Raw genomic sequence first — 17,290 nt, 5'->3', positions numbered from 1 at the left:
GTCATGAAGACGTTGATCGCCTCCAATGACCTGATGCGAGAAAAACGTTAGACGTTGAAGCGGAAGTGCATCACATCACCGTCCTTGACGATGTATTCCTTGCCTTCCAGACGCCATTTACCCGCTTCCTTGGCGCCCGCTTCGCCCTTGTACTGAATGAAATCCGAATAGGCGATGACTTCGGCACGAATAAAGCCTTTTTCGAAGTCAGTGTGGATCACACCGGCGGCTTGCGGTGCGGTGGCACCCACGCGGACGGTCCAGGCGCGGACTTCTTCGACACCGGCGGTGAAGTAGGTCTGCAGGTGGAGCATCTCGTAGCCGGCGCGGATCACGCGGTTCAGGCCAGGCTCTTCCAAGCCCAGGGCCTCGAGGAACATGTCTTTCTCTTCACCGTCGTCCAGCTCGGCGATTTCCGCTTCGATCTTGTTGCAGACCGGAACGACCATGGCGCCTTCTTCTTCGGCAATGGCCTTGACCACGTCCAGGTGCGGGTTGTTCTCGAAACCGTCTTCGGCGACGTTGGCGATGTACATGACCGGTTTAGTGGTCAACAGGTGGAAGCCCTTGATCACCAGCTTCTCGTCGGTGCTCATGCTCTTCATCAGGCTGCGCGCAGGCTTGCCTTCGGTGAAGTGGGCGATCAACTGCTCCAGCAGGCCTTTCTGGACGACCGCGTCCTTGTCGCCGCCCTTGGCGTTGCGGGCAACTTTCTGCAGTTGTTTTTCGCAGCTGTCGAGGTCGGCGAAAATCAGTTCCAGGTCGATGATCTCGATGTCGCGTTTCGGGTCGACGCTGTTGGAGACGTGAATCACGTTCTCGTCTTCGAAGCAGCGCACCACGTGGGCGATGGCATCGGTTTCACGGATGTTGGCCAGGAACTTGTTACCCAGGCCTTCGCCTTTCGACGCGCCAGCCACCAGGCCTGCGATGTCGACGAATTCCATGGTGGTCGGCAGGATGCGCTTGGGGTTGACGATGGCCGCCAAGGCTTCCAGCCGCGGATCGGGCATCGGCACGATGCCGCTGTTCGGCTCGATGGTGCAGAAGGGGAAGTTCTCGGCCGCGATACCGGATTTGGTCAGGGCGTTGAACAGGGTGGACTTGCCGACGTTAGGCAGGCCGACGATGCCGCAATTGAATCCCATGGTGTTTCCCCTCGGATAAGTGTCAGGCCTTCTGGCTGTGCAGGTTTTTCATCGCGCGGTTCCATTCACCGGCGAGGATATCCGGCAGCACGCCGAGGGCAAAGTCGATGCTGGCATCGAGTTTTTCCTGTTCGGCGCGAGGCGCACGACCCAGGACAAAGTTAGAAACCATACTGGCAACGCCCGGGTGGCCGATGCCGAGCCGCAGGCGGTGAAAGGTATTCTGATTACCCAGTTGCGCGATGATGTCGCGCAACCCGTTGTGACCGCCATGACCGCCGCCCTGCTTGAGCTTGGCAACGCCCGGAGGCAGGTCGAGTTCGTCGTGGGCCACCAGGATTTCTTCAGGCTTGATGCGGAAGAAACCGGCCAATGCCGCCACGGCCTGGCCGCTGCGGTTCATGTAGGTGGTGGGAATCAACAGGCGAACATCCTGACCCTGGTGCGAGAAGCGCCCGGTCAGGCCGAAATACTTGCGATCGGCCGCCAGGCTGACGCCTTGTGCGTGCGCGATGCGCTCAACAAAAAGGGCCCCTGCGTTATGCCGGGTCTGTTCGTATTCAGCGCCTGGATTTCCCAGGCCAACGATCAGTTTAATGGCAGTCACGATAGGGGCCCTTCCTGGAGTGTGGATAACGATGTCGCAATCAGGCGGTGTTGCGACAGTGGACGAAAATGGCGGATTTACCGTTAAGTAAACTTCGCGTTCTCGCCCGCTGTCTCGCTACGTTCCAGTCCGCGATGTTTCCGGTCACTCCGGCGACAGAGTGAAATTACTCTGCAGCGCCTTCTTCAGTGGCTTCTGGAGCAACACGTGGAGCGTGGACGTTGGCAACAGCCTTGTCATCGCCGTGTGCCAGAGCAACAAACTCAACGCCTTTAGGGGCCTTGAGGTCGGACAGGTGAATGATCGTGCCGATTTCGGCGTCAGCCAGGTCGACTTCGATGAATTCAGGCAGGTCTTTCGGCAGGCAGGACACTTCCAGTTCGGAAGTCACGTGCGAGATTTCGCCGCCTTTCTTGACCGGAGCAGCTTCGTTGACGAAGTGCACTGGAACAACAGCAGTCAGCTTCTGACCGGCAACAACGCGGACGAAGTCAGCGTGCATCACGTGGCCTTTGGCCGGGTGACGCTGCAGGGCTTTGATCACGACGTTTTGCTTGGTGCCACCAACGTTCAGCTCGATGATGTGGCTGTAGGCCGCTTCGTTTTCGAGCAGTTTGGCAACTTCTTTGGCCAGCATGCTGATGGACTCAGGGGCTTTGTCGCCACCGTAGACTACAGCTGGAACCAGGCTTGCGAGACGACGCAGGCGGCGGCTCGCACCTTTCCCCAGGTCGGAACGCACTTCAGCATTCAGAGTAAAATCGTTCATGTTGTATCTCCAAAATAGCCATTTCCGAATGACGTCTGCGACCGACGCCAAAGCGGTATGGGCAAAAAAGCCCCGCCCCAACATGAGTGTTGGGGCGGGGCGCTTTTCGTCAACGAGAGGTCCTGGAAAGGGCAGGGCCCTTAGCGGAACATCGCGCTGATCGATTCTTCATTGCTGATGCGGCGAACCGCTTCGGCAACCACCGGGGCGATATCCAGTTGACGGATACGCGCACAGGCTTGTGCTGCAGCGGACAGCGGGATGGTATTGGTCACCACCAGCTCGTCCAGCACGGAATTTTCAATGTTTTCGATCGCCCGACCCGACAGCACAGGGTGTGTGCAGTAGGCAAAGACCTTGGCAGCGCCATGCTCTTTCAGGGCCTTGGCCGCGTGGCACAGGGTGCCGGCGGTATCGACCATGTCATCGACCAGGATACAGGTGCGCCCTTCGACGTCGCCGATGATATGCATCACTTCGGAGTGATTGGCTTTCTCACGGCGTTTGTCGATGATCCCCAGATCCACGCCCAGGGATTTGGCAACAGCCCGTGCACGCACGACGCCGCCAATGTCCGGGGACACGATCATCAGGTTTTCGAAGCGCTGATCTTCAATATCATCCACCAGGACCGGGGAGCCGTAGATGTTATCCACGGGAATATCGAAGAAGCCCTGAATCTGGTCAGCATGCAGATCAACCGTGAGGACACGGTCGATGCCGACTACGGTGAGCATATCAGCCACGACTTTCGCGCTGATCGCCACACGTGCGGAACGCGGACGGCGATCCTGACGGGCATAACCAAAGTAAGGAATAACAGCAGTGATACGAGTAGCCGAGGAACGGCGGAAGGCATCAGCCATCACGACGAGTTCCATCAGGTTATCGTTGGTCGGAGCACAAGTCGGCTGAATAATGAAGACGTCTTTACCGCGAACGTTTTCATTGATCTCGGCAGTAATTTCGCCGTCGGAGAACTTACCGACAGAAATGTCACCGAGAGGGATATGCAGCTGACGTACGACACGCCGAGCCAGATCGGGGTTAGCGTTCCCCGTAAAGACCATCATCTTGGACACGCGCAGTACCTGAAGGCTGAGGGTATACCTGGATGAGTATAGGAAAATGGCAGGGGCGGCTGGATTCGAACCAACGCATGGCAGGATCAAAACCTGCTGCCTTACCGCTTGGCGACGCCCCTGTATCTGTTGCTGCGAGTGCCCAGCACTCGATTCCTTTTAGAGCAGGTCTTGCAGCTTGCGATGCAACATCGAAACGTTGCTTCCTTTTGCTACAAACCCTGTAAGGGTCTCTGTCAGAAGGGCCGAGACTTTATCAGCTTCAGCTTTGCTTGGGAAGCCCCCAAACACACAACTTCCAGTTCCGGTGAGTTTTGCTTCGGTAAATTTACCTAACAAATTCAAAGCGTTACGAACATCTGGATAACGCCTTGCTACCACCGGTAAGCAGTCATTTCGACTGTTTCCCTTGGGAACGGGGCGCACTTTAATGGGAGGAGAGTTACGTGTCAACAGTGGATCTGAAAAAATTTCTGCTGTACTTACAGATACTTGCGGCACCAGCACCAAGTACCAGGGTTCCTCGGGGTCCACCGGGGTGAGTTTTTCCCCGACGCCCTCGGCGAAAGCGGCGTGGCCACGCACGAAAACCGGCACGTCGGCGCCCAGCGTCAGGCCCAGGGCCGCCAGGCGATCGATGTCCCAGCCAAGCTGCCACAAATGGTTGAGGCCCAACAAAGTCGTCGCCGCATTCGAGCTGCCGCCACCGATACCACCGCCCATGGGCAGGATTTTTTCGATCCAGATATCGATGCCCAGCGTACACCCGGATTGCGCCTGGAGTTGTTTCGCGGCCTTGACGATCAGGTTGCTGTCGTGGGGGACGCCTTCGAACTCGGTATGCAGGCGAATCACGCCGTCGTCGCGCACGGCGAAGGTGATGTCGTCGCCGTAGTCCAGGAACTGGAAGATCGTCTGCAGCTCGTGGTAGCCGTCCGGACGACGGCCGAGGATGTGCAGCATCAGGTTGAGCTTGGCCGGGGAGGGCAGGGTCAGGCGTGGAGCGGTCATGTCATTGCCCCAGCTTGCGCGGCTGCCACTGCTTGATCACCAGCGTGACGTCGAGGTTGCTGCCGTGCAACTTGATGCGTTCGGGCAGCCAGTAGCCGTTCTGCTGGGCATAGCTGAGGTATTCGATCTGCCAGTCGTCCTGTTCCAGGTTGGACAAGCGACTGTCGGCGTCGAGGGTCAGGCGGCTTTTACTGTCCGGCGCCGGCAGCCCGCGAACCCACCAGGTCAGGTGGGAGACCGGCAGTTTCCAGCCCAGTTGTTCTTCCAGCAGCGCTTCGGGGGTCGGGGCCTCGTAGCGTCCCTGGTTGGCGACTTCCAGCGAAACCTGGCCCGGCCGGCCGGTCAGGCGGGCCGCACCGCGACCCAGTGGGCCCGACAGGCGAATATCGTAGTAGTCCTGGCGTTGCAGCCAGAACAGCGTGCCACTGCCCGAGTCTTTCGGGGCGCGGATGCCGATCTTGCCGTCGATCTGCCAGCCGTCGAGGCCGCTCAGTTGTTGCTTGTGCTCGCGCCACTGGGCCTGGTTGCCCTGGCCCTGGACGGATTCACGGGCGCCGAAGCCCGCGCAACCGGCGAGCAGGGCAATGAAGCTGAAAACGATGAGATGGCGCAAAAACATAATCTTAAAGAGTCTCGGATCCGGTCAGGCGTTTGATGGTGCTGCGCAAGATGGCGCTGTCAGGCTGTTCCTTGAGGAATCGGCTCCAGATCTGCCGCGCTTCGCGTTGTTTGCCGTTGGCCCACAGGACCTCGCCCAGGTGAGCGGCGACTTCCTGGTCGGGAAAGCGCTCCAGGGCCTGGCGCAACAGGCGTTCGGCTTCGTCGAGATTGCCCAGGCGGAAATTCACCCAGCCAAGGCTGTCGAGGACCGCCGGGTCTTCCGGATTGATCTGGTGGGCCTGTTCGATCAGCAGCTTGGCTTCGTCATAGCGGGTGGTGCGATCCGACAAGGTGTAGCCCAGGGCATTGAGGGCCATGGCGTTGTCCGGGTCACGCTGGATGATCAGGCGCAGGTCTTTTTCCATCTGGGCCAGGTCATTGCGTTTTTCCGCCAGCATGGCGCGGGTATACAACAGGTTCAGATCGTCCGGGTACTGCTTCAAGGCTTGCTGCAGTACGTTCCAGGCCTTGTCGCCCTGATTGTTGGCCGACAGGGTTTCGGCTTCGATCAGGTACAACTGGATGCCGTAGTCGGGCTGGGAGTCGCGTTGTACGGCGAGGCGGCTCTGGGCATCGGCGGTCTTGCCATTGCTGATCAGGATATCGGCCTGGCGCAACTGCGCCGGCAGATAGTCGTTGCCCGGGCCGACCTGGGCGTACTCGATCAGTGCGCTCTCGGGGTCGTTGCGTTCTTCGGCGATGCGACCCAGGTTCAGGTGGGCCGAGTCGACGTGGCTTTCCCGGGCGATCAGGTCTTCCAGGTAACCCTTGGCCTCTTCCCAGGCCTTGGCTTCCAGGCAGACCAGCGCCAGGGAATAGCGCAACTCGTCGTCTTCCGGGTATTGCTGGACCAGGCTGGCGAACTCCACCTTGGCGTCATCCATGCGGTTGTTTTCCACCAGCATGCGGGCGTAGGTGAGGCGCAGACGTTTGTCGTCCGGATACTTCTTGATGCTTTTTTCCAGCAGTGGCAAGGCTTCGTCGCCACGGTTCAAGCCTTGTAGCAGGCGGGCGCGCAGCAGGATCGGCGCCACTTCGCCGGCTTCCGGCGGGTTGTCTTCCAGCAGGGTGAGGGCCCCCTGGGTGTCGCCATCCTGTTGCAGCAGCAGGGCCTTGCCGAAAATCAGCTGGCCGTTATTCGGGTGGCGCTGCAACAGGCGATCGAAGCTTTTCATCAGACCGTTGCGGGTTTCCTGGTCGGTATCGGCGGCGGACAGCGCCAGGAAGTCGAAATGGGTGTCGCCCTTGCCCAGCAGGACTTTCTCCATATAGACCATGGAGTCGTCGTAACGCCCGGCCCGGGCCAGTTGCACGGCGGCGGCGCGCTGCGCTTCCAGGTCATCGGGGGCATTCCTGGCCCAGATCAACGCGGTATCCAACGCAGGCTGGTCGGCGCCCAGGTATTCGGCAATGCGAAATGCCCGCTCGGAGATGCCTGGGTCCTGGGTATTGATGGCCTGGGTCACGTAGTTGTCCAGCGCAATGTCGAAGCGATTGCGCTGGCCTGCCAGTTCGGCGCTCAACAGGCTGAAGATGGTTTCTTCGCTGAATGAGCCATAGACCTTGGGTTTTTCAGGGGCCTGCACGCTGTCTTCGACTGGCGGCGTACCGTCCGTCGAAACGGGGGCCATGGACTGGCAGCCGCTGAGCAAGGCAAGGGCGAGGAGCAACGCGGAAGATCTATTCATATAGGAAGAGGACGACTAACCTGCGGTCGGATCATCATGACACAAGCCTTGGGTCAAACATAACCGCCCCGTCGATTTACAACCCAGGGCCGGGCGATAGAGATCGAGTGGTTGTTCTGAATCTGACGAAGTAGGACAATTGCCGGCTTCACGTCACCATCAGCGACCTTGAATGGCCTTCCTTGCACTCGGTATTAACCACAAGACTGCTTCAGTAGACGTCCGCGAGCGCGTGGCCTTTACGCCTGAGCAGCTGGTTGAGGCCCTGCAGCAGCTCTGCCGACTCACCGACAGCCGCGAAGCTGCGATCCTCTCCACCTGCAATCGCAGCGAGCTTTATATAGAACAGGATCACGTTTCAGCCGATTCAGTGCTGCGCTGGCTGGCCGAATACCACGATTTGAGCCTTGAAGAGCTGCGCGCCAGTGCCTATGTGCACGAAGACGATGCGGCCGTTCGTCACATGATGCGCGTCGCCTCGGGGCTCGATTCGCTGGTGCTGGGCGAGCCGCAGATTCTCGGCCAGATGAAGTCGGCCTACGCCGTGGCCCGCGAGGCCGGCACCGTCGGCCCGCTGCTGGGGCGCTTGTTCCAGGCCACATTCAATGCCGCCAAGCAGGTGCGCACCGACACCGCCATCGGCGAGAACCCGGTGTCCGTGGCGTTCGCCGCCGTCAGCCTGGCGAAACAGATTTTCAGTGATTTGCAACGCAGCCAGGCGCTGCTGATCGGTGCCGGCGAGACCATCACCCTGGTCGCTCGCCATCTCCACGACCTGGGTGTGAAACGCATTGTCGTCGCCAACCGCACCCTGGAACGGGCCAGCACCCTGGCCGAACAGTTCGGAGCCCATGCGGTGCTGCTGTCGGACATTCCCGCCGAGCTGGTGCACAGCGACATCGTCATCAGTTCCACCGCCAGCCAGTTGCCGATCCTCGGCAAGGGCGCCGTGGAAAGTGCCCTGAAGCTGCGCAAGCACAAGCCGATTTTCATGGTGGACATCGCCGTTCCCCGGGACATCGAGCCGGAAGTCGGCGAGCTGGACGACGTTTATCTTTATAGCGTCGACGACCTGCACGAGGTGGTGGCCGAGAACCTCAAGAGCCGGCAGGGCGCAGCCCAGGCGGCGGAAGAGATGATCAGCGTCGGCGCCGAGGACTTCATGGTGCGCCTGCGCGAGCTGGCTGCGGTGGATGTGCTCAAGGCGTATCGTCAACAGAGCGAACGCCTGCGCGACGAGGAGCTGCAAAAGGCCCAGCGCCTGTTGGCCAACGGCGGCAGCGCCGAAGAGGTGCTGGTGCAACTGGCCCGTGGCCTGACCAACAAGTTGCTCCACGCTCCCAGTGTCCAGCTCAAGAAGCTGACCGCCGAGGGCCGCCTCGATGCGCTGGCCATGGCCCAGGAACTCTTTGCCCTCGGTGAGGGCTCACCGGATAGCTTTTCGGATAAAAAACCGCAATGAAAGCGTCACTGCTCAACAAACTGGACATCCTCCAGGACCGTTTCGAAGAACTGACCGCCTTGCTGGGCGATGGCGAGGTCATTGCCGACCAGAACAAATTCCGCACCTATTCCAAGGAATATGCGGAAGTCGAGCCGATTGTCGCCACCTATAAACAACTGCTTAAAGTGCAGGGCGACCTCGAAGGCGCCCAGGCGCTGCTCAAGGACAGCGACCCGGACATGCGCGAAATGGCCGTGGAGGAAGTGCGCGAAGCCAAGGAACAGTTGCTCGAACTGGAAAGCAGCCTGCAACGCATGCTGCTGCCCAAGGACCCGAATGACGGGCGCAATGTGTTCCTTGAGATCCGTGCCGGCACCGGCGGCGACGAGGCGGCGATTTTTTCTGGCGACCTGTTCCGCATGTATTCGCGTTATGCCGAGCGTCGCGGTTGGCGGGTAGAGATCCTTTCGGAGAACGAAGGCGAACACGGCGGTTATAAAGAAGTCATCGCCCGGGTCGAAGGCGACAATGTCTACGGCAAGCTGAAGTTCGAATCCGGTGCCCACCGCGTACAACGCGTGCCGGCCACCGAGTCCCAGGGACGTATCCATACTTCGGCCTGCACCGTGGCGGTATTGCCCGAGCCGGACGAGCAGGAAGCCATCGAGATCAACCCGGCGGACCTGCGGGTCGACACCTACCGTTCCTCCGGCGCGGGCGGCCAGCACGTCAACAAGACCGACTCGGCGATCCGCATCACGCACTTGCCCTCGGGCATCGTGGTCGAATGCCAGGAAGAACGTTCCCAGCACAAGAACCGTGCGCGGGCCATGGCCTGGTTGTCGGCCAAACTCAATGACCAGCAGACCAGCGCCGCCGCCAACGCCATCGCCAGCGAACGCAAATTGCTGGTGGGCTCGGGCGATCGTTCCGAACGGATTCGTACCTACAACTTCGCCCAGGGCCGGGTCACCGACCATCGCGTCAACCTGACCCTGTATTCCCTCGACGAGATCCTTGCCGGTGGTGTCGATGCGGTGATCGAGCCGTTGCTGGCCGAATACCAGGCCGACCAGTTGGCGGCGATTGGCGAGTGAGCACAGGTGAATAAATGACCATCATCGCCAGTCTGTTACGCGCCGCCGAGCTGCCGGATTCGCCCACGCCACGGCTGGATGCCGAGTTGTTGCTGGCCGCTGCCCTGGGCAAGTCCCGCAGCTTCCTGCACACCTGGCCCGAGCGGATCGTGCCCAGCGAGGCCGCATTGCTGTTCTCCGAATACCTGCGCCGCCGTCGCTCTGGCGAGCCGGTGGCCTACATCCTCGGGCAACAGGGTTTCTGGAAACTCGACCTGGAGGTTGCGCCCCACACGCTGATCCCCCGTCCCGACACCGAGCTGCTGGTGGAAACCGCACTGGCCCTGCTGCCTGCGGCACCGGCCCGGGTCCTGGACCTGGGCACCGGCAGCGGCGCGATTGCCCTGGCATTGGCCAGTGAGCGCCCGGCCTGGAACGTCACGGCGGTCGACCGGGTGTTGGAGGCCGTGGCCCTGGCCGAACGCAATCGCCAGCGCCTGGACCTGCGCAACGTCACGGTGTTGAGCAGCCACTGGTTCAGTGCTTTGGAAGGCGAGCGTTTCCAGTTGATCATCAGCAACCCACCGTATATCGCGGCCAGCGATCCACACCTGGCCGAGGGCGACGTGCGTTTCGAGCCGGCCAGTGCCTTGGTGGCGGGGCCGGACGGGCTTGATGATCTGCGCCAGATCGTGGCTCAGGCGCCGGCGCACCTGGAACCGGGTGGCTGGCTGATGCTCGAGCACGGTTACGATCAGGCCGAAGCGGTGCGCGATTTGCTGAGCGCCCAAGGGTTTGTCGAAGTCCACAGCCGCAAGGACCTGGGCGCTCATGAACGCATCAGCCTGGGGTGCCTGCCGTGCTGAACGATCAGGAGCTGTTGCGCTACAGCCGGCAGATTCTGTTGCAGCACGTCGACATCGACGGCCAATTGCGGCTCAAGCAAAGCCGTGTGTTGATCATCGGTCTTGGCGGGCTCGGCGCGCCGGTGGCGTTGTACCTGGCCGCTGCCGGCGTGGGTGAGATGCACTTGGCGGATTTCGACAGCGTCGACTTGACCAACCTGCAACGCCAGGTCATTCACGACACCGACAGCGTCGGCCTGAGCAAGGTCGATTCGGCGATGCGGCGCCTGGGGGCGATCAACCCCGAGGTTCGGCTGGTGCCTCACCGGGTGGCCATGGACGAAGACAGTCTGGTCGCGGCGGTCGCGGCGGTGGATGTGGTGCTCGATTGCTCGGACAATTTCTCGACCCGCGAAGCGGTGAACGCGGCCTGTGTCGCAGCGGGTAAGCCGTTGGTCAGCGGCGCGGCGATTCGCCTGGAAGGGCAGTTGTCGGTGTTCGATCCGCGCCGCCCTGAAAGCCCTTGCTACCACTGCCTCTACGGCCACGGCAGCGAAGCCGAGCTGACCTGTAGCGAAGCCGGTGTGATCGGGCCGCTGGTGGGATTGGTGGGCAGCCTGCAAGCCCTTGAAGCCTTGAAGTTGCTGGTCGGTTTCGGTGAGCCGCTGGTGGGGCGCCTGCTGTTGATCGATGCCTTGGGCACGCGATTCCGTGAGTTGCGGGTCAAGCGTGATCCAGGTTGCAGCGTGTGTGGTGATCAACATGAGTGAAGCGCCGGTCGGTGTGCTCGACTCGGGTGTCGGCGGGCTGTCGGTGCTGGGGGAGATCCGTCGGCTGCTGCCCAATGAGTCGCTGTTGTACGTGGCTGACTGTGGGCATATTCCCTACGGCGAGAAGACCCCGGAATACATCCGACAACGTTGCGCGATCATTGCCGACTTTCTCCTGGGCCAAGGTGCCAAGGCCTTGGTCGTCGCCTGTAACACCGCAACGGTCGCTGCCGTCGCCGACCTGCGCCGCGATTTCCCCCACTGGCCCATCGTCGGCATGGAGCCGGCGGTCAAGCCCGCAGCCGCCGCGACCCGCAGCGGTATCGTCGGCGTACTGGCCACCACCGGCACCTTGCAGAGCGCCAAGTTCGCCGCGTTGCTCGACCGTTTCGCCACCGATGTGCGGGTCATCACGCAACCGTGTCCGGGGCTGGTGGAATTGATCGAAGCGGGTGACCTGCACAACCCGGCCTTGTATCAATTGCTGCAGCATTACGTCGACCCCTTGCTGGCGGCCGGCTGCGATACGCTGATCCTGGGTTGCACGCACTATCCGTTCCTCAAGCCATTGCTCGCGCGGATGATTCCTGAACACATCAGCCTCATCGACACCGGGGCCGCAGTGGCCCGGCAACTTCAACGCCTGTTGATTGAACGAGGGCTGTTGGCTGAAGGACCGGCCAGTGAAACGCACTTCTGGACGAGTGCTGACCCGGTACATCTAAGAAAAATCCTACCAACCCTATGGCATTCGTCTGGCGTTGTGCGAAGCTTCGGTCTGTAAAAAAAACGTGAAAATTATGTAAATCGCGCTGAACTTCTGTTTTGGCGCGGATTTCTATAGCTTTGAATGTTTGTAACAAAATCAACTAAGTCTGTTCGGAAAAGGATGTTTCTAATGAAGCGCTTATTCTGCTTTGCCGCGTTTGCGGCTGCGTTGTTGGGGCACACTTACACTGCGCAGGCAGCCGGTGTGGAATTTGGGGTTGGCCAGACCAGCGACTCGACCATGACCTATCGCCTGGGCATGCAGTTCGACTGGGACAAGAGCTGGCTGCAAAGTGACGTCGGTCGCCTGACCGGCTACTGGAGCGGCGCCTATACCTATTGGGAAGGGGATGAGACGTCCAGCAACCATAGCCTGTCGTTCTCGCCCGTGTTTGTGTATGAGTTTTCCGGCCAGAACGTGAAGCCTTACATCGAGGCGGGTGTCGGCGTTGCGCTGTTCGCCAATACCGAAGTGGAAACCAACAAGTTGGGGACGGCCTTCCAGTTCGAGGATCGCATCGGGTTCGGCCTGCGCTTCAATGGCGGCCATGAAGTGGGCATTCGCGCCACTCATTACTCCAACGCGGGTATCAAGTCGACCAACGACGGTGTGGAAAGCTACGCGCTGCACTACACGATGCCGTTGTAACACCTGAACAACAATTGTGGGAGCGAGCTTGCTCGCGAGAGTGATAGACCAGCCACCCTGAAGTTGTCTGACCTACTGCTATCGCGAGCAAGCTCGCTCCCACAGTAAATCAGGTCTGCCAGATCATTCTTTTAGCGATACGCCGTCGCAATGCCCTGGCGCTCTTCCAGGCATTCCGGCGCGCCCATCTCGAACTCGCGGCAGATCAGCGGGCGCTTTTCGTAGATGGTGCACATCATGCTGTCGCGATCCAGGGCCGCGCACCAACCGTCGTCGAGCCGCAGCATCACTTCCCCACCCCAATCGTCCGTGTCGATAAAACGCTCCGGGACCCCGGTGTCGGTGATCAGCATCACTTCCAACTGGCAGCAGCACGCCGCGCACGTCGAACACGTGACGGCCGGTGCCGGGATTTCATGGAGGGGGATGGTTTTCATGGCGCGCAGTGTAAGGCAATCGGCGGCTCAGGGGCGTCCCTTGATCGGATAGCCGTTTTTTGCCTGGCATGAGTCGATGTCGGCCAGCAGGGTTTCGGTGGATGAAGGCAGGGGCCAGAGTGCGGTCATGGACGCAATGGGGAGCGCGACTTCCCGGGGGCGTTCGACCAAGTGATTCAGCACATGCCGCGCCGCTTCTTCAGGCGACCAGTGGACCGGGAATGGGAAACAATCGTCGGGCCCCAGCGATGGGTCGTCGTAGCCAGGGTGCACCAGTGTCACATCAACGCCCGCAGACGCCAGCTCTGTCCGAGTCGATTCGAACAAACAGCGCATCCCGCTTCCACCCGCTTCGATTTTCGAGGGCGGCAGAAAAGTCGCCGGGCTGGCGATACCCACCAGATGGGGTCTGATCCCGGCGCGCAACAAGGGCATGGCCACTTCGATGCAGAAACTGGCGACCAGCAGGTTGCTGCGCACGATATGCTCGATCAATGTGTGCTCGGCAGGTTGTCTGTCAACGTACTCAGCCGTTCCGGCATTGAGAATCACCTGATCCAGGGCGCCCCATTGTCGAGAAATTTGCTCGCCGATCTCGCGCACGGCCTGGCTGTCGGTCAAATTGCCAGGCACGGCCAGCACTCGTCCTGGATAACGTGTCGAAAGGGTTTCGCACGATCGGGCCGAGCGCGAACTGACGGCAAGGTAGGCCCCTGTCTCGAGTATCGCTTCAGCCAGCGAAGCGCCGATTCCGTTGCCCGCTCCGGTGAGCCAATAGCGCCGTGGCAGTCCTAGACCCATTCCTTACTCCTTTCGATTGCGCAGAGTACTGAGACACAGCCCTCAGTAGAGTCCGCACGATTAGTAAGACTATATGTTATCGGGTAAATATTGCATCCCGAACCCCGGTAATTTCATGTTCGCTAATCGCCAACCCCTTCAACGACGGCGTCCTGTCGCGCCGGCAGGTTTCTGAACGCTGCCAGCGCCCGCACCCTGGACTCGCGCAAATCGACGATCGGTGCCGGATAATCCACGGCGCCAAACAAGCCGCCTTGGGTGTTTGGGCTATGGACCTGTTGCCTGTCCAGATCGTTCAGTTCCGGTAGCCAGTACTTGATGAACAGGCCCTCGCGGTCAAATTTTTCCGACTGGCTCAACGGGTTGAAGATACGGAACCAGGGCGCCGCGTCGGTGCCCGTGGAGGCGCTCCACTGCCAGCCGCCATTATTGGCGGCCAAGTCGCCGTCGATCAGGTGCTGCATGAAAAAGCGCTCGCCTTCACGCCAATCGATCAGCAGGTTCTTGGTCAGAAACATGGCGACCACCATCCGTAAACGGTTGTGCATCCAGCCGGTTTCCAGCAATTGGCGCATGGCCGCATCGATAATCGGCAGGCCAGTGCGCGCCTGTTTCCAGGCCTCCAGTTCTGTGGGGGCCTTGCGCCACGCCAGCGCCTCGGTTTCCGGGCGGAACGCGTGGTGGCGCGACACACGTGGATAGCCCACGAGAATATGTTTATAGAACTCGCGCCAGAGCAATTCATTGATCCAGGTTACAGCGCCGGCATTTCCACTCTCGAATTCACCCCGGTTGGCTTGCAGTGCGGCATGCAGGCACTGACGTGGCGACACCACCCCGGCTACCAGGTAGGCCGAGAGCTGGCTGGTGCCGGGGCGGGCCGGGAAGTCCCGTTCGTGCTGGTAATCGTCGAGGTGCTGGTCGACAAAGTTGTCCAGGCGCCGTCGGGCTTCGGTTTCCCCGGCGGGCCAGAGGGCACGCAGTGCTTCGCCGGGCGGGGCGAATCCATCGACATGCGTCGGCACCGGGTCGCGGGCGATGCCGGTGGGAGGCTGCTGGAGCGGCGTGGCGACCAGGCTCGGCAGCGAAAAGTGCAGACGGTTGTAGCAGACCTTGCGGAACTGACTGAACACCTGGAAATAATTGCCGCTCTTGGTCAGCACGCTGCCGGGCTTGAACAGCAGTTGGTCGAGGTGGCTGTGAAATTCAATGCCTTGGTCATTCAATCCGCGGGCGACTTCGGCGTCGCGCTGCGTTTCATTCAGGCCGTACTCTTCGTTGACATGCACGGCGCCAACGTTCAGTTCGCGACATAGCTCGAGCAGCACGTGCGGCGCCTGGTGCCAATGCGCGGCCTCGCGAATCAAGAGCGGGATGTTCAACTCATTCAGGGCCACGCTCAACGCGCCGAGGTTACGCAACCAGAAATCGATCTTGCACGGTGCGTCGTCATGGGCACGCCATTGCCCGGGGCTGGTCAGGTACACCGCTACGCATGGCCCTTGGGCTGCGGCGGCCGCGAGGGCGGTGTTGTCGTGCAGGCGCAAGTCGCTGCGCAGCCAGATCAGTTGCATGCTGTTTTCCATTTAAAGGAGTGCTCTGCGGCTCAGTTCGCGGTGAGCCGAGAGCGGGTCTTCGGCCCAGGACAGGTCAATCATCGCGACGCCTGTGGATAACCGGGCGTGGTGGATCGACGCGGCCGGGCCGGCAATGATGATCGGGCAATCGATACCGCTGAGCAGCCTGGGCAGTTGGGACAGGTTGATGGCGTGGCTGGAATACAACAGGACGCCACGGGCCTTGAGGCGTTCGACCGCCAGGGCCAGTTCGCCCGCCGGTAGCGGGCTGTCGAACACTTCCACCGGGCAGTCGGCGCTGCTGGCCAGCCAGGCGGTGAGCCACAGGTGCGGCTCCTGGGGCAAATCCGAATGATTGACCAGCAACAGGGGCGCGCCGCGCACCTGGCGGTTGTTGTGGTAGATCCGGCTGCCGAACTTGCTGCGCAGCCACGAGTACAAGAAGACCCGCTCCAACTGCGCGCCGAACTGGCCTTGCCAGCGCAGGTGCAGCTCGGCCAGCAACGGCAAGAGCAATTGCTCGCACACGGTCCAGGGCGGATACAGCGCCATCGCCTGGTTGACCAGGTCATCGATCTGCCGCTCGGCCAGTTGCGTCACCGCCAACGCCAGGGCGTGACGCTGACGCTGCCAGTCATTCTCCGGTGGCTGCGTGGGGGGCGTCGGCTGCGGCGGTGTGTCCAGCAACGGCTTGATCTTGCTCACCGCGACGCCACGATCGATCCAGGTAAGGATGCTCCGGATCCGTTGCACATGCTCGGCATTGAACAGTCGGTGGTCCTTGGGCGTGCGGTGCGGCACGATCAGGCCGTACCGGCGTTCCCAGGCCCGCAGTGTGACGGCGTTGACACCGGTCTGCCGGGCGACTTCGCGTATGGGCAGCCAGCCTTGGGCCAAGGCCTTGGCAAAATCGGCCCCCAGGTCTTCACGGGCGCTGGAGTCGGGGTCGTTGTTCATTAAATGGCGTTTCGCAAACTGAGGTTTTCCGGGTGCGGTTGCAGGTAGACCTGCTGCGCCAGGTAAGGGTCGGGGTGCTGGCGCAGGTGATGCTTGAGCAACGTCAGCGGCACCACCAAGGGCACGATGCCGAGGCGGTATTGCCCGATGAGGTGCTGTACCTCCTGCTTGTCCTCGGCGTCGATGGCACGCTTGAGGTAACCGCTCAGGTGTTGCAGCACATTGGTGTGGGTGCGGCGGGTAGCGCATTTCTTCAAGGCCGCCATCAATGCACTGAAATAGCGTGGGCCCAGCTCATTGGGATCGGCCTTGCCCATGTTGCCCAGCAGTTTGCCCAGGGCCTTGTACTGCTCGGGGTTGTGAGCCATGAGCAGGTATTTGTAGCGCGAGTGGAATTCGATCAGGTCGCGTCGGGTCAGGCCCTGGCGGCGCAAGGGTTGCCAGGCGGCATAGGCAAACACCCGGGTCAGGAAGTTCTCCCGCAGCACCGGGTCGTTGAGGCGGCCGTCTTCCTCCACCGGCAGATCGGGATGGCGTTCACAAAAGACCTGGGCATAGATGCCGCGTCCGCCGCCGTCCTGGGTCACGCCGTTGTGGTCATAGACCTTGACCCGCTCCAGTCCGCAGGACGGCGATTTCTGCATGAAGATGTAGCCGCAAATGTCATCCAGTTCCCCGGCCATCTGCTGCCCATAGTCGGCCAATGGCCGGGTCACGTTGAGGTCGCGATTCACCGTGCCGATCGCCTCGGGATGTTCAGGATTGCCTACCAGGCGAATCGGCTCCCGGGGAATGCCCAGGCCGATGGCGACTTCGGGGCACACCGGCACGAAATCGAAGTAATCGATAAGGGTGCGGCTGCACAACTGCGATTGCTTGTGCCCACCGTTGAAGCGAACTTCGGCACCCATCAGGCAGGCGCTGATGGCGATTCTGGGTTTGGCGATGGCTGCGCTGGGCATGGGCGACCTCTGATGGCTTAATCTTGTACAAATTTATAT

The 17,290-nt window shown here is 60.9% G+C and carries 18 protein-coding genes and 1 tRNA gene; 6 read left to right on the top strand and 13 right to left on the bottom strand.

The features are described from left to right. Positions 1 to 47: 47 nt before the first annotated feature. The 8 genes from ychF to AC515T_RS24240 form a co-directional block, all read right to left on the bottom strand. Positions 48 to 1,148, bottom strand: a complete 1,101-nt coding sequence (gene ychF, locus AC515T_RS24275) for a redox-regulated ATPase YchF (protein WP_496530319.1) — start codon at positions 1,146 to 1,148, stop codon at positions 48 to 50. Between the two features lie 22 nt (positions 1,149 to 1,170). After that, positions 1,171 to 1,755: an aminoacyl-tRNA hydrolase gene (pth, locus tag AC515T_RS24270; RefSeq protein WP_003185374.1), complete on the bottom strand. Its 585-nt coding sequence runs from the start codon at positions 1,753 to 1,755 to the stop codon at positions 1,171 to 1,173. A gap of 166 nt (positions 1,756 to 1,921) precedes the next feature. Continuing rightward, positions 1,922 to 2,524, bottom strand: coding sequence for a 50S ribosomal protein L25/general stress protein Ctc (locus AC515T_RS24265; RefSeq protein ID WP_496530318.1), 603 nt, complete (start codon positions 2,522 to 2,524; stop codon positions 1,922 to 1,924). A gap of 140 nt (positions 2,525 to 2,664) precedes the next feature. Next, positions 2,665 to 3,606 (bottom strand): ribose-phosphate pyrophosphokinase, encoded by a 942-nt coding sequence (locus tag AC515T_RS24260; protein ID WP_003171603.1) that lies wholly within the window; start codon positions 3,604 to 3,606, stop codon positions 2,665 to 2,667. A 47-nt stretch (positions 3,607 to 3,653) separates the two neighbouring features. After that, positions 3,654 to 3,728, bottom strand: a tRNA-Gln gene (locus tag AC515T_RS24255). Positions 3,729 to 3,765: 37 nt separating this feature from the next. After that, the gene (ispE, locus tag AC515T_RS24250; RefSeq protein WP_496530317.1) at positions 3,766 to 4,617 is read right to left on the bottom strand and encodes a 4-(cytidine 5'-diphospho)-2-C-methyl-D-erythritol kinase; all 852 of its coding nucleotides are present in this window, start codon (positions 4,615 to 4,617) and stop codon (positions 3,766 to 3,768) included. 1 nt (position 4,618) lies between these two features. Further along, the gene (lolB, locus tag AC515T_RS24245; protein ID WP_003205525.1) at positions 4,619 to 5,236 is read right to left on the bottom strand and encodes a lipoprotein insertase outer membrane protein LolB; all 618 of its coding nucleotides are present in this window, start codon (positions 5,234 to 5,236) and stop codon (positions 4,619 to 4,621) included. A 4-nt stretch (positions 5,237 to 5,240) separates the two neighbouring features. Then, positions 5,241 to 6,965: a tetratricopeptide repeat protein gene (locus AC515T_RS24240; RefSeq protein WP_496530316.1), complete on the bottom strand. Its 1,725-nt coding sequence runs from the start codon at positions 6,963 to 6,965 to the stop codon at positions 5,241 to 5,243. Between the two features lie 172 nt (positions 6,966 to 7,137). Here AC515T_RS24240 and hemA point away from each other — a divergent pair, with 172 nt between their 5' ends. From hemA to AC515T_RS24210, 6 genes are all read left to right on the top strand, one after another. Further along, positions 7,138 to 8,427: a glutamyl-tRNA reductase gene (gene hemA, locus AC515T_RS24235; RefSeq protein ID WP_496530315.1), complete on the top strand. Its 1,290-nt coding sequence runs from the start codon at positions 7,138 to 7,140 to the stop codon at positions 8,425 to 8,427. Then, positions 8,424 to 9,506 (top strand): peptide chain release factor 1, encoded by a 1,083-nt coding sequence (gene prfA / locus AC515T_RS24230; RefSeq protein WP_496530314.1) that lies wholly within the window; start codon positions 8,424 to 8,426, stop codon positions 9,504 to 9,506. The genes hemA and prfA overlap by 4 nt, the downstream gene beginning before the upstream one ends. Positions 9,507 to 9,520: 14 nt before the next feature. Continuing rightward, the gene (prmC, locus tag AC515T_RS24225) at positions 9,521 to 10,351 is read left to right on the top strand and encodes a peptide chain release factor N(5)-glutamine methyltransferase (protein ID WP_496530313.1); all 831 of its coding nucleotides are present in this window, start codon (positions 9,521 to 9,523) and stop codon (positions 10,349 to 10,351) included. Then, complete coding sequence (locus AC515T_RS24220; RefSeq protein WP_496530312.1) at positions 10,345 to 11,100, top strand: molybdopterin-synthase adenylyltransferase MoeB; 756 nt, start codon at positions 10,345 to 10,347, stop codon at positions 11,098 to 11,100. Before prmC ends, AC515T_RS24220 begins: the two co-directional genes overlap by 7 nt. After that, positions 11,093 to 11,884 carry a glutamate racemase gene (murI, locus tag AC515T_RS24215; RefSeq protein ID WP_496530311.1) on the top strand — a complete coding sequence of 264 codons (792 nt, stop codon included), beginning with the start codon at positions 11,093 to 11,095 and terminating at the stop codon, positions 11,882 to 11,884. The genes AC515T_RS24220 and murI overlap by 8 nt, the downstream gene beginning before the upstream one ends. Positions 11,885 to 11,998: 114 nt before the next feature. Next, the gene (locus tag AC515T_RS24210) at positions 11,999 to 12,517 is read left to right on the top strand and encodes an acyloxyacyl hydrolase (protein ID WP_496530310.1); all 519 of its coding nucleotides are present in this window, start codon (positions 11,999 to 12,001) and stop codon (positions 12,515 to 12,517) included. A 131-nt stretch (positions 12,518 to 12,648) separates the two neighbouring features. On the opposite strand, the gene AC515T_RS24205 is transcribed toward AC515T_RS24210, so the two are convergent. The 5 genes from AC515T_RS24205 to AC515T_RS24185 form a co-directional block, all read right to left on the bottom strand. Continuing rightward, positions 12,649 to 12,954 carry a YkgJ family cysteine cluster protein gene (locus AC515T_RS24205; protein ID WP_060740657.1) on the bottom strand — a complete coding sequence of 102 codons (306 nt, stop codon included), beginning with the start codon at positions 12,952 to 12,954 and terminating at the stop codon, positions 12,649 to 12,651. A 27-nt stretch (positions 12,955 to 12,981) separates the two neighbouring features. Next, a complete protein-coding gene (locus AC515T_RS24200) occupies positions 12,982 to 13,755 on the bottom strand; it encodes an SDR family NAD(P)-dependent oxidoreductase (protein WP_496530309.1) in 774 nt (257 codons plus the stop codon). A 122-nt stretch (positions 13,756 to 13,877) separates the two neighbouring features. Then, complete coding sequence (gene phrB, locus AC515T_RS24195; RefSeq protein ID WP_496530308.1) at positions 13,878 to 15,329, bottom strand: deoxyribodipyrimidine photo-lyase; 1,452 nt, start codon at positions 15,327 to 15,329, stop codon at positions 13,878 to 13,880. Positions 15,330 to 15,341: 12 nt separating this feature from the next. Next, the gene (locus AC515T_RS24190; protein ID WP_496530307.1) at positions 15,342 to 16,289 is read right to left on the bottom strand and encodes a MerR family transcriptional regulator; all 948 of its coding nucleotides are present in this window, start codon (positions 16,287 to 16,289) and stop codon (positions 15,342 to 15,344) included. After that, a complete protein-coding gene (locus AC515T_RS24185) occupies positions 16,289 to 17,251 on the bottom strand; it encodes a YbgA family protein (protein WP_496530306.1) in 963 nt (320 codons plus the stop codon). Before AC515T_RS24185 ends, AC515T_RS24190 begins: the two co-directional genes overlap by 1 nt. Positions 17,252 to 17,290: the final 39 nt, after the last annotated feature.

The organism is Pseudomonas sp. FSO-7 (assembly GCF_059579345.1).
Note: the sequence above shows the minus strand (reverse complement) of the source record. Positions and strands in the feature narration are given on the sequence as shown.

Bases quoted from the DNA above. Each gene is read 5' to 3' on its own strand.
- ychF (WP_496530319.1), bottom strand. From the start codon at position 1,148: ATGGGATTCAATTGCGGCATCGTCGGCCTGCCTAACGTCGGCAAGTCC.
- AC515T_RS24265 (WP_496530318.1), bottom strand. From the start codon at position 2,524: ATGAACGATTTTACTCTGAATGCTGAAGTGCGTTCCGACCTGGGGAAA.
- ispE (WP_496530317.1), bottom strand. From the start codon at position 4,617: ATGACCGCTCCACGCCTGACCCTGCCCTCCCCGGCCAAGCTCAACCTG.
- lolB (WP_003205525.1), bottom strand. From the start codon at position 5,236: ATGTTTTTGCGCCATCTCATCGTTTTCAGCTTCATTGCCCTGCTCGCC.
- AC515T_RS24240 (WP_496530316.1), bottom strand. From the start codon at position 6,965: ATGAATAGATCTTCCGCGTTGCTCCTCGCCCTTGCCTTGCTCAGCGGC.
- hemA (WP_496530315.1), top strand. From the start codon at position 7,138: ATGGCCTTCCTTGCACTCGGTATTAACCACAAGACTGCTTCAGTAGAC.
- prfA (WP_496530314.1), top strand. From the start codon at position 8,424: ATGAAAGCGTCACTGCTCAACAAACTGGACATCCTCCAGGACCGTTTC.
- prmC (WP_496530313.1), top strand. From the start codon at position 9,521: ATGACCATCATCGCCAGTCTGTTACGCGCCGCCGAGCTGCCGGATTCG.
- murI (WP_496530311.1), top strand. From the start codon at position 11,093: ATGAGTGAAGCGCCGGTCGGTGTGCTCGACTCGGGTGTCGGCGGGCTG.
- AC515T_RS24210 (WP_496530310.1), top strand. From the start codon at position 11,999: ATGAAGCGCTTATTCTGCTTTGCCGCGTTTGCGGCTGCGTTGTTGGGG.
- AC515T_RS24205 (WP_060740657.1), bottom strand. From the start codon at position 12,954: ATGAAAACCATCCCCCTCCATGAAATCCCGGCACCGGCCGTCACGTGT.
- AC515T_RS24200 (WP_496530309.1), bottom strand. From the start codon at position 13,755: ATGGGTCTAGGACTGCCACGGCGCTATTGGCTCACCGGAGCGGGCAAC.
- phrB (WP_496530308.1), bottom strand. From the start codon at position 15,329: ATGCAACTGATCTGGCTGCGCAGCGACTTGCGCCTGCACGACAACACC.
- AC515T_RS24190 (WP_496530307.1), bottom strand. From the start codon at position 16,289: ATGAACAACGACCCCGACTCCAGCGCCCGTGAAGACCTGGGGGCCGAT.
- AC515T_RS24185 (WP_496530306.1), bottom strand. From the start codon at position 17,251: ATGCCCAGCGCAGCCATCGCCAAACCCAGAATCGCCATCAGCGCCTGC.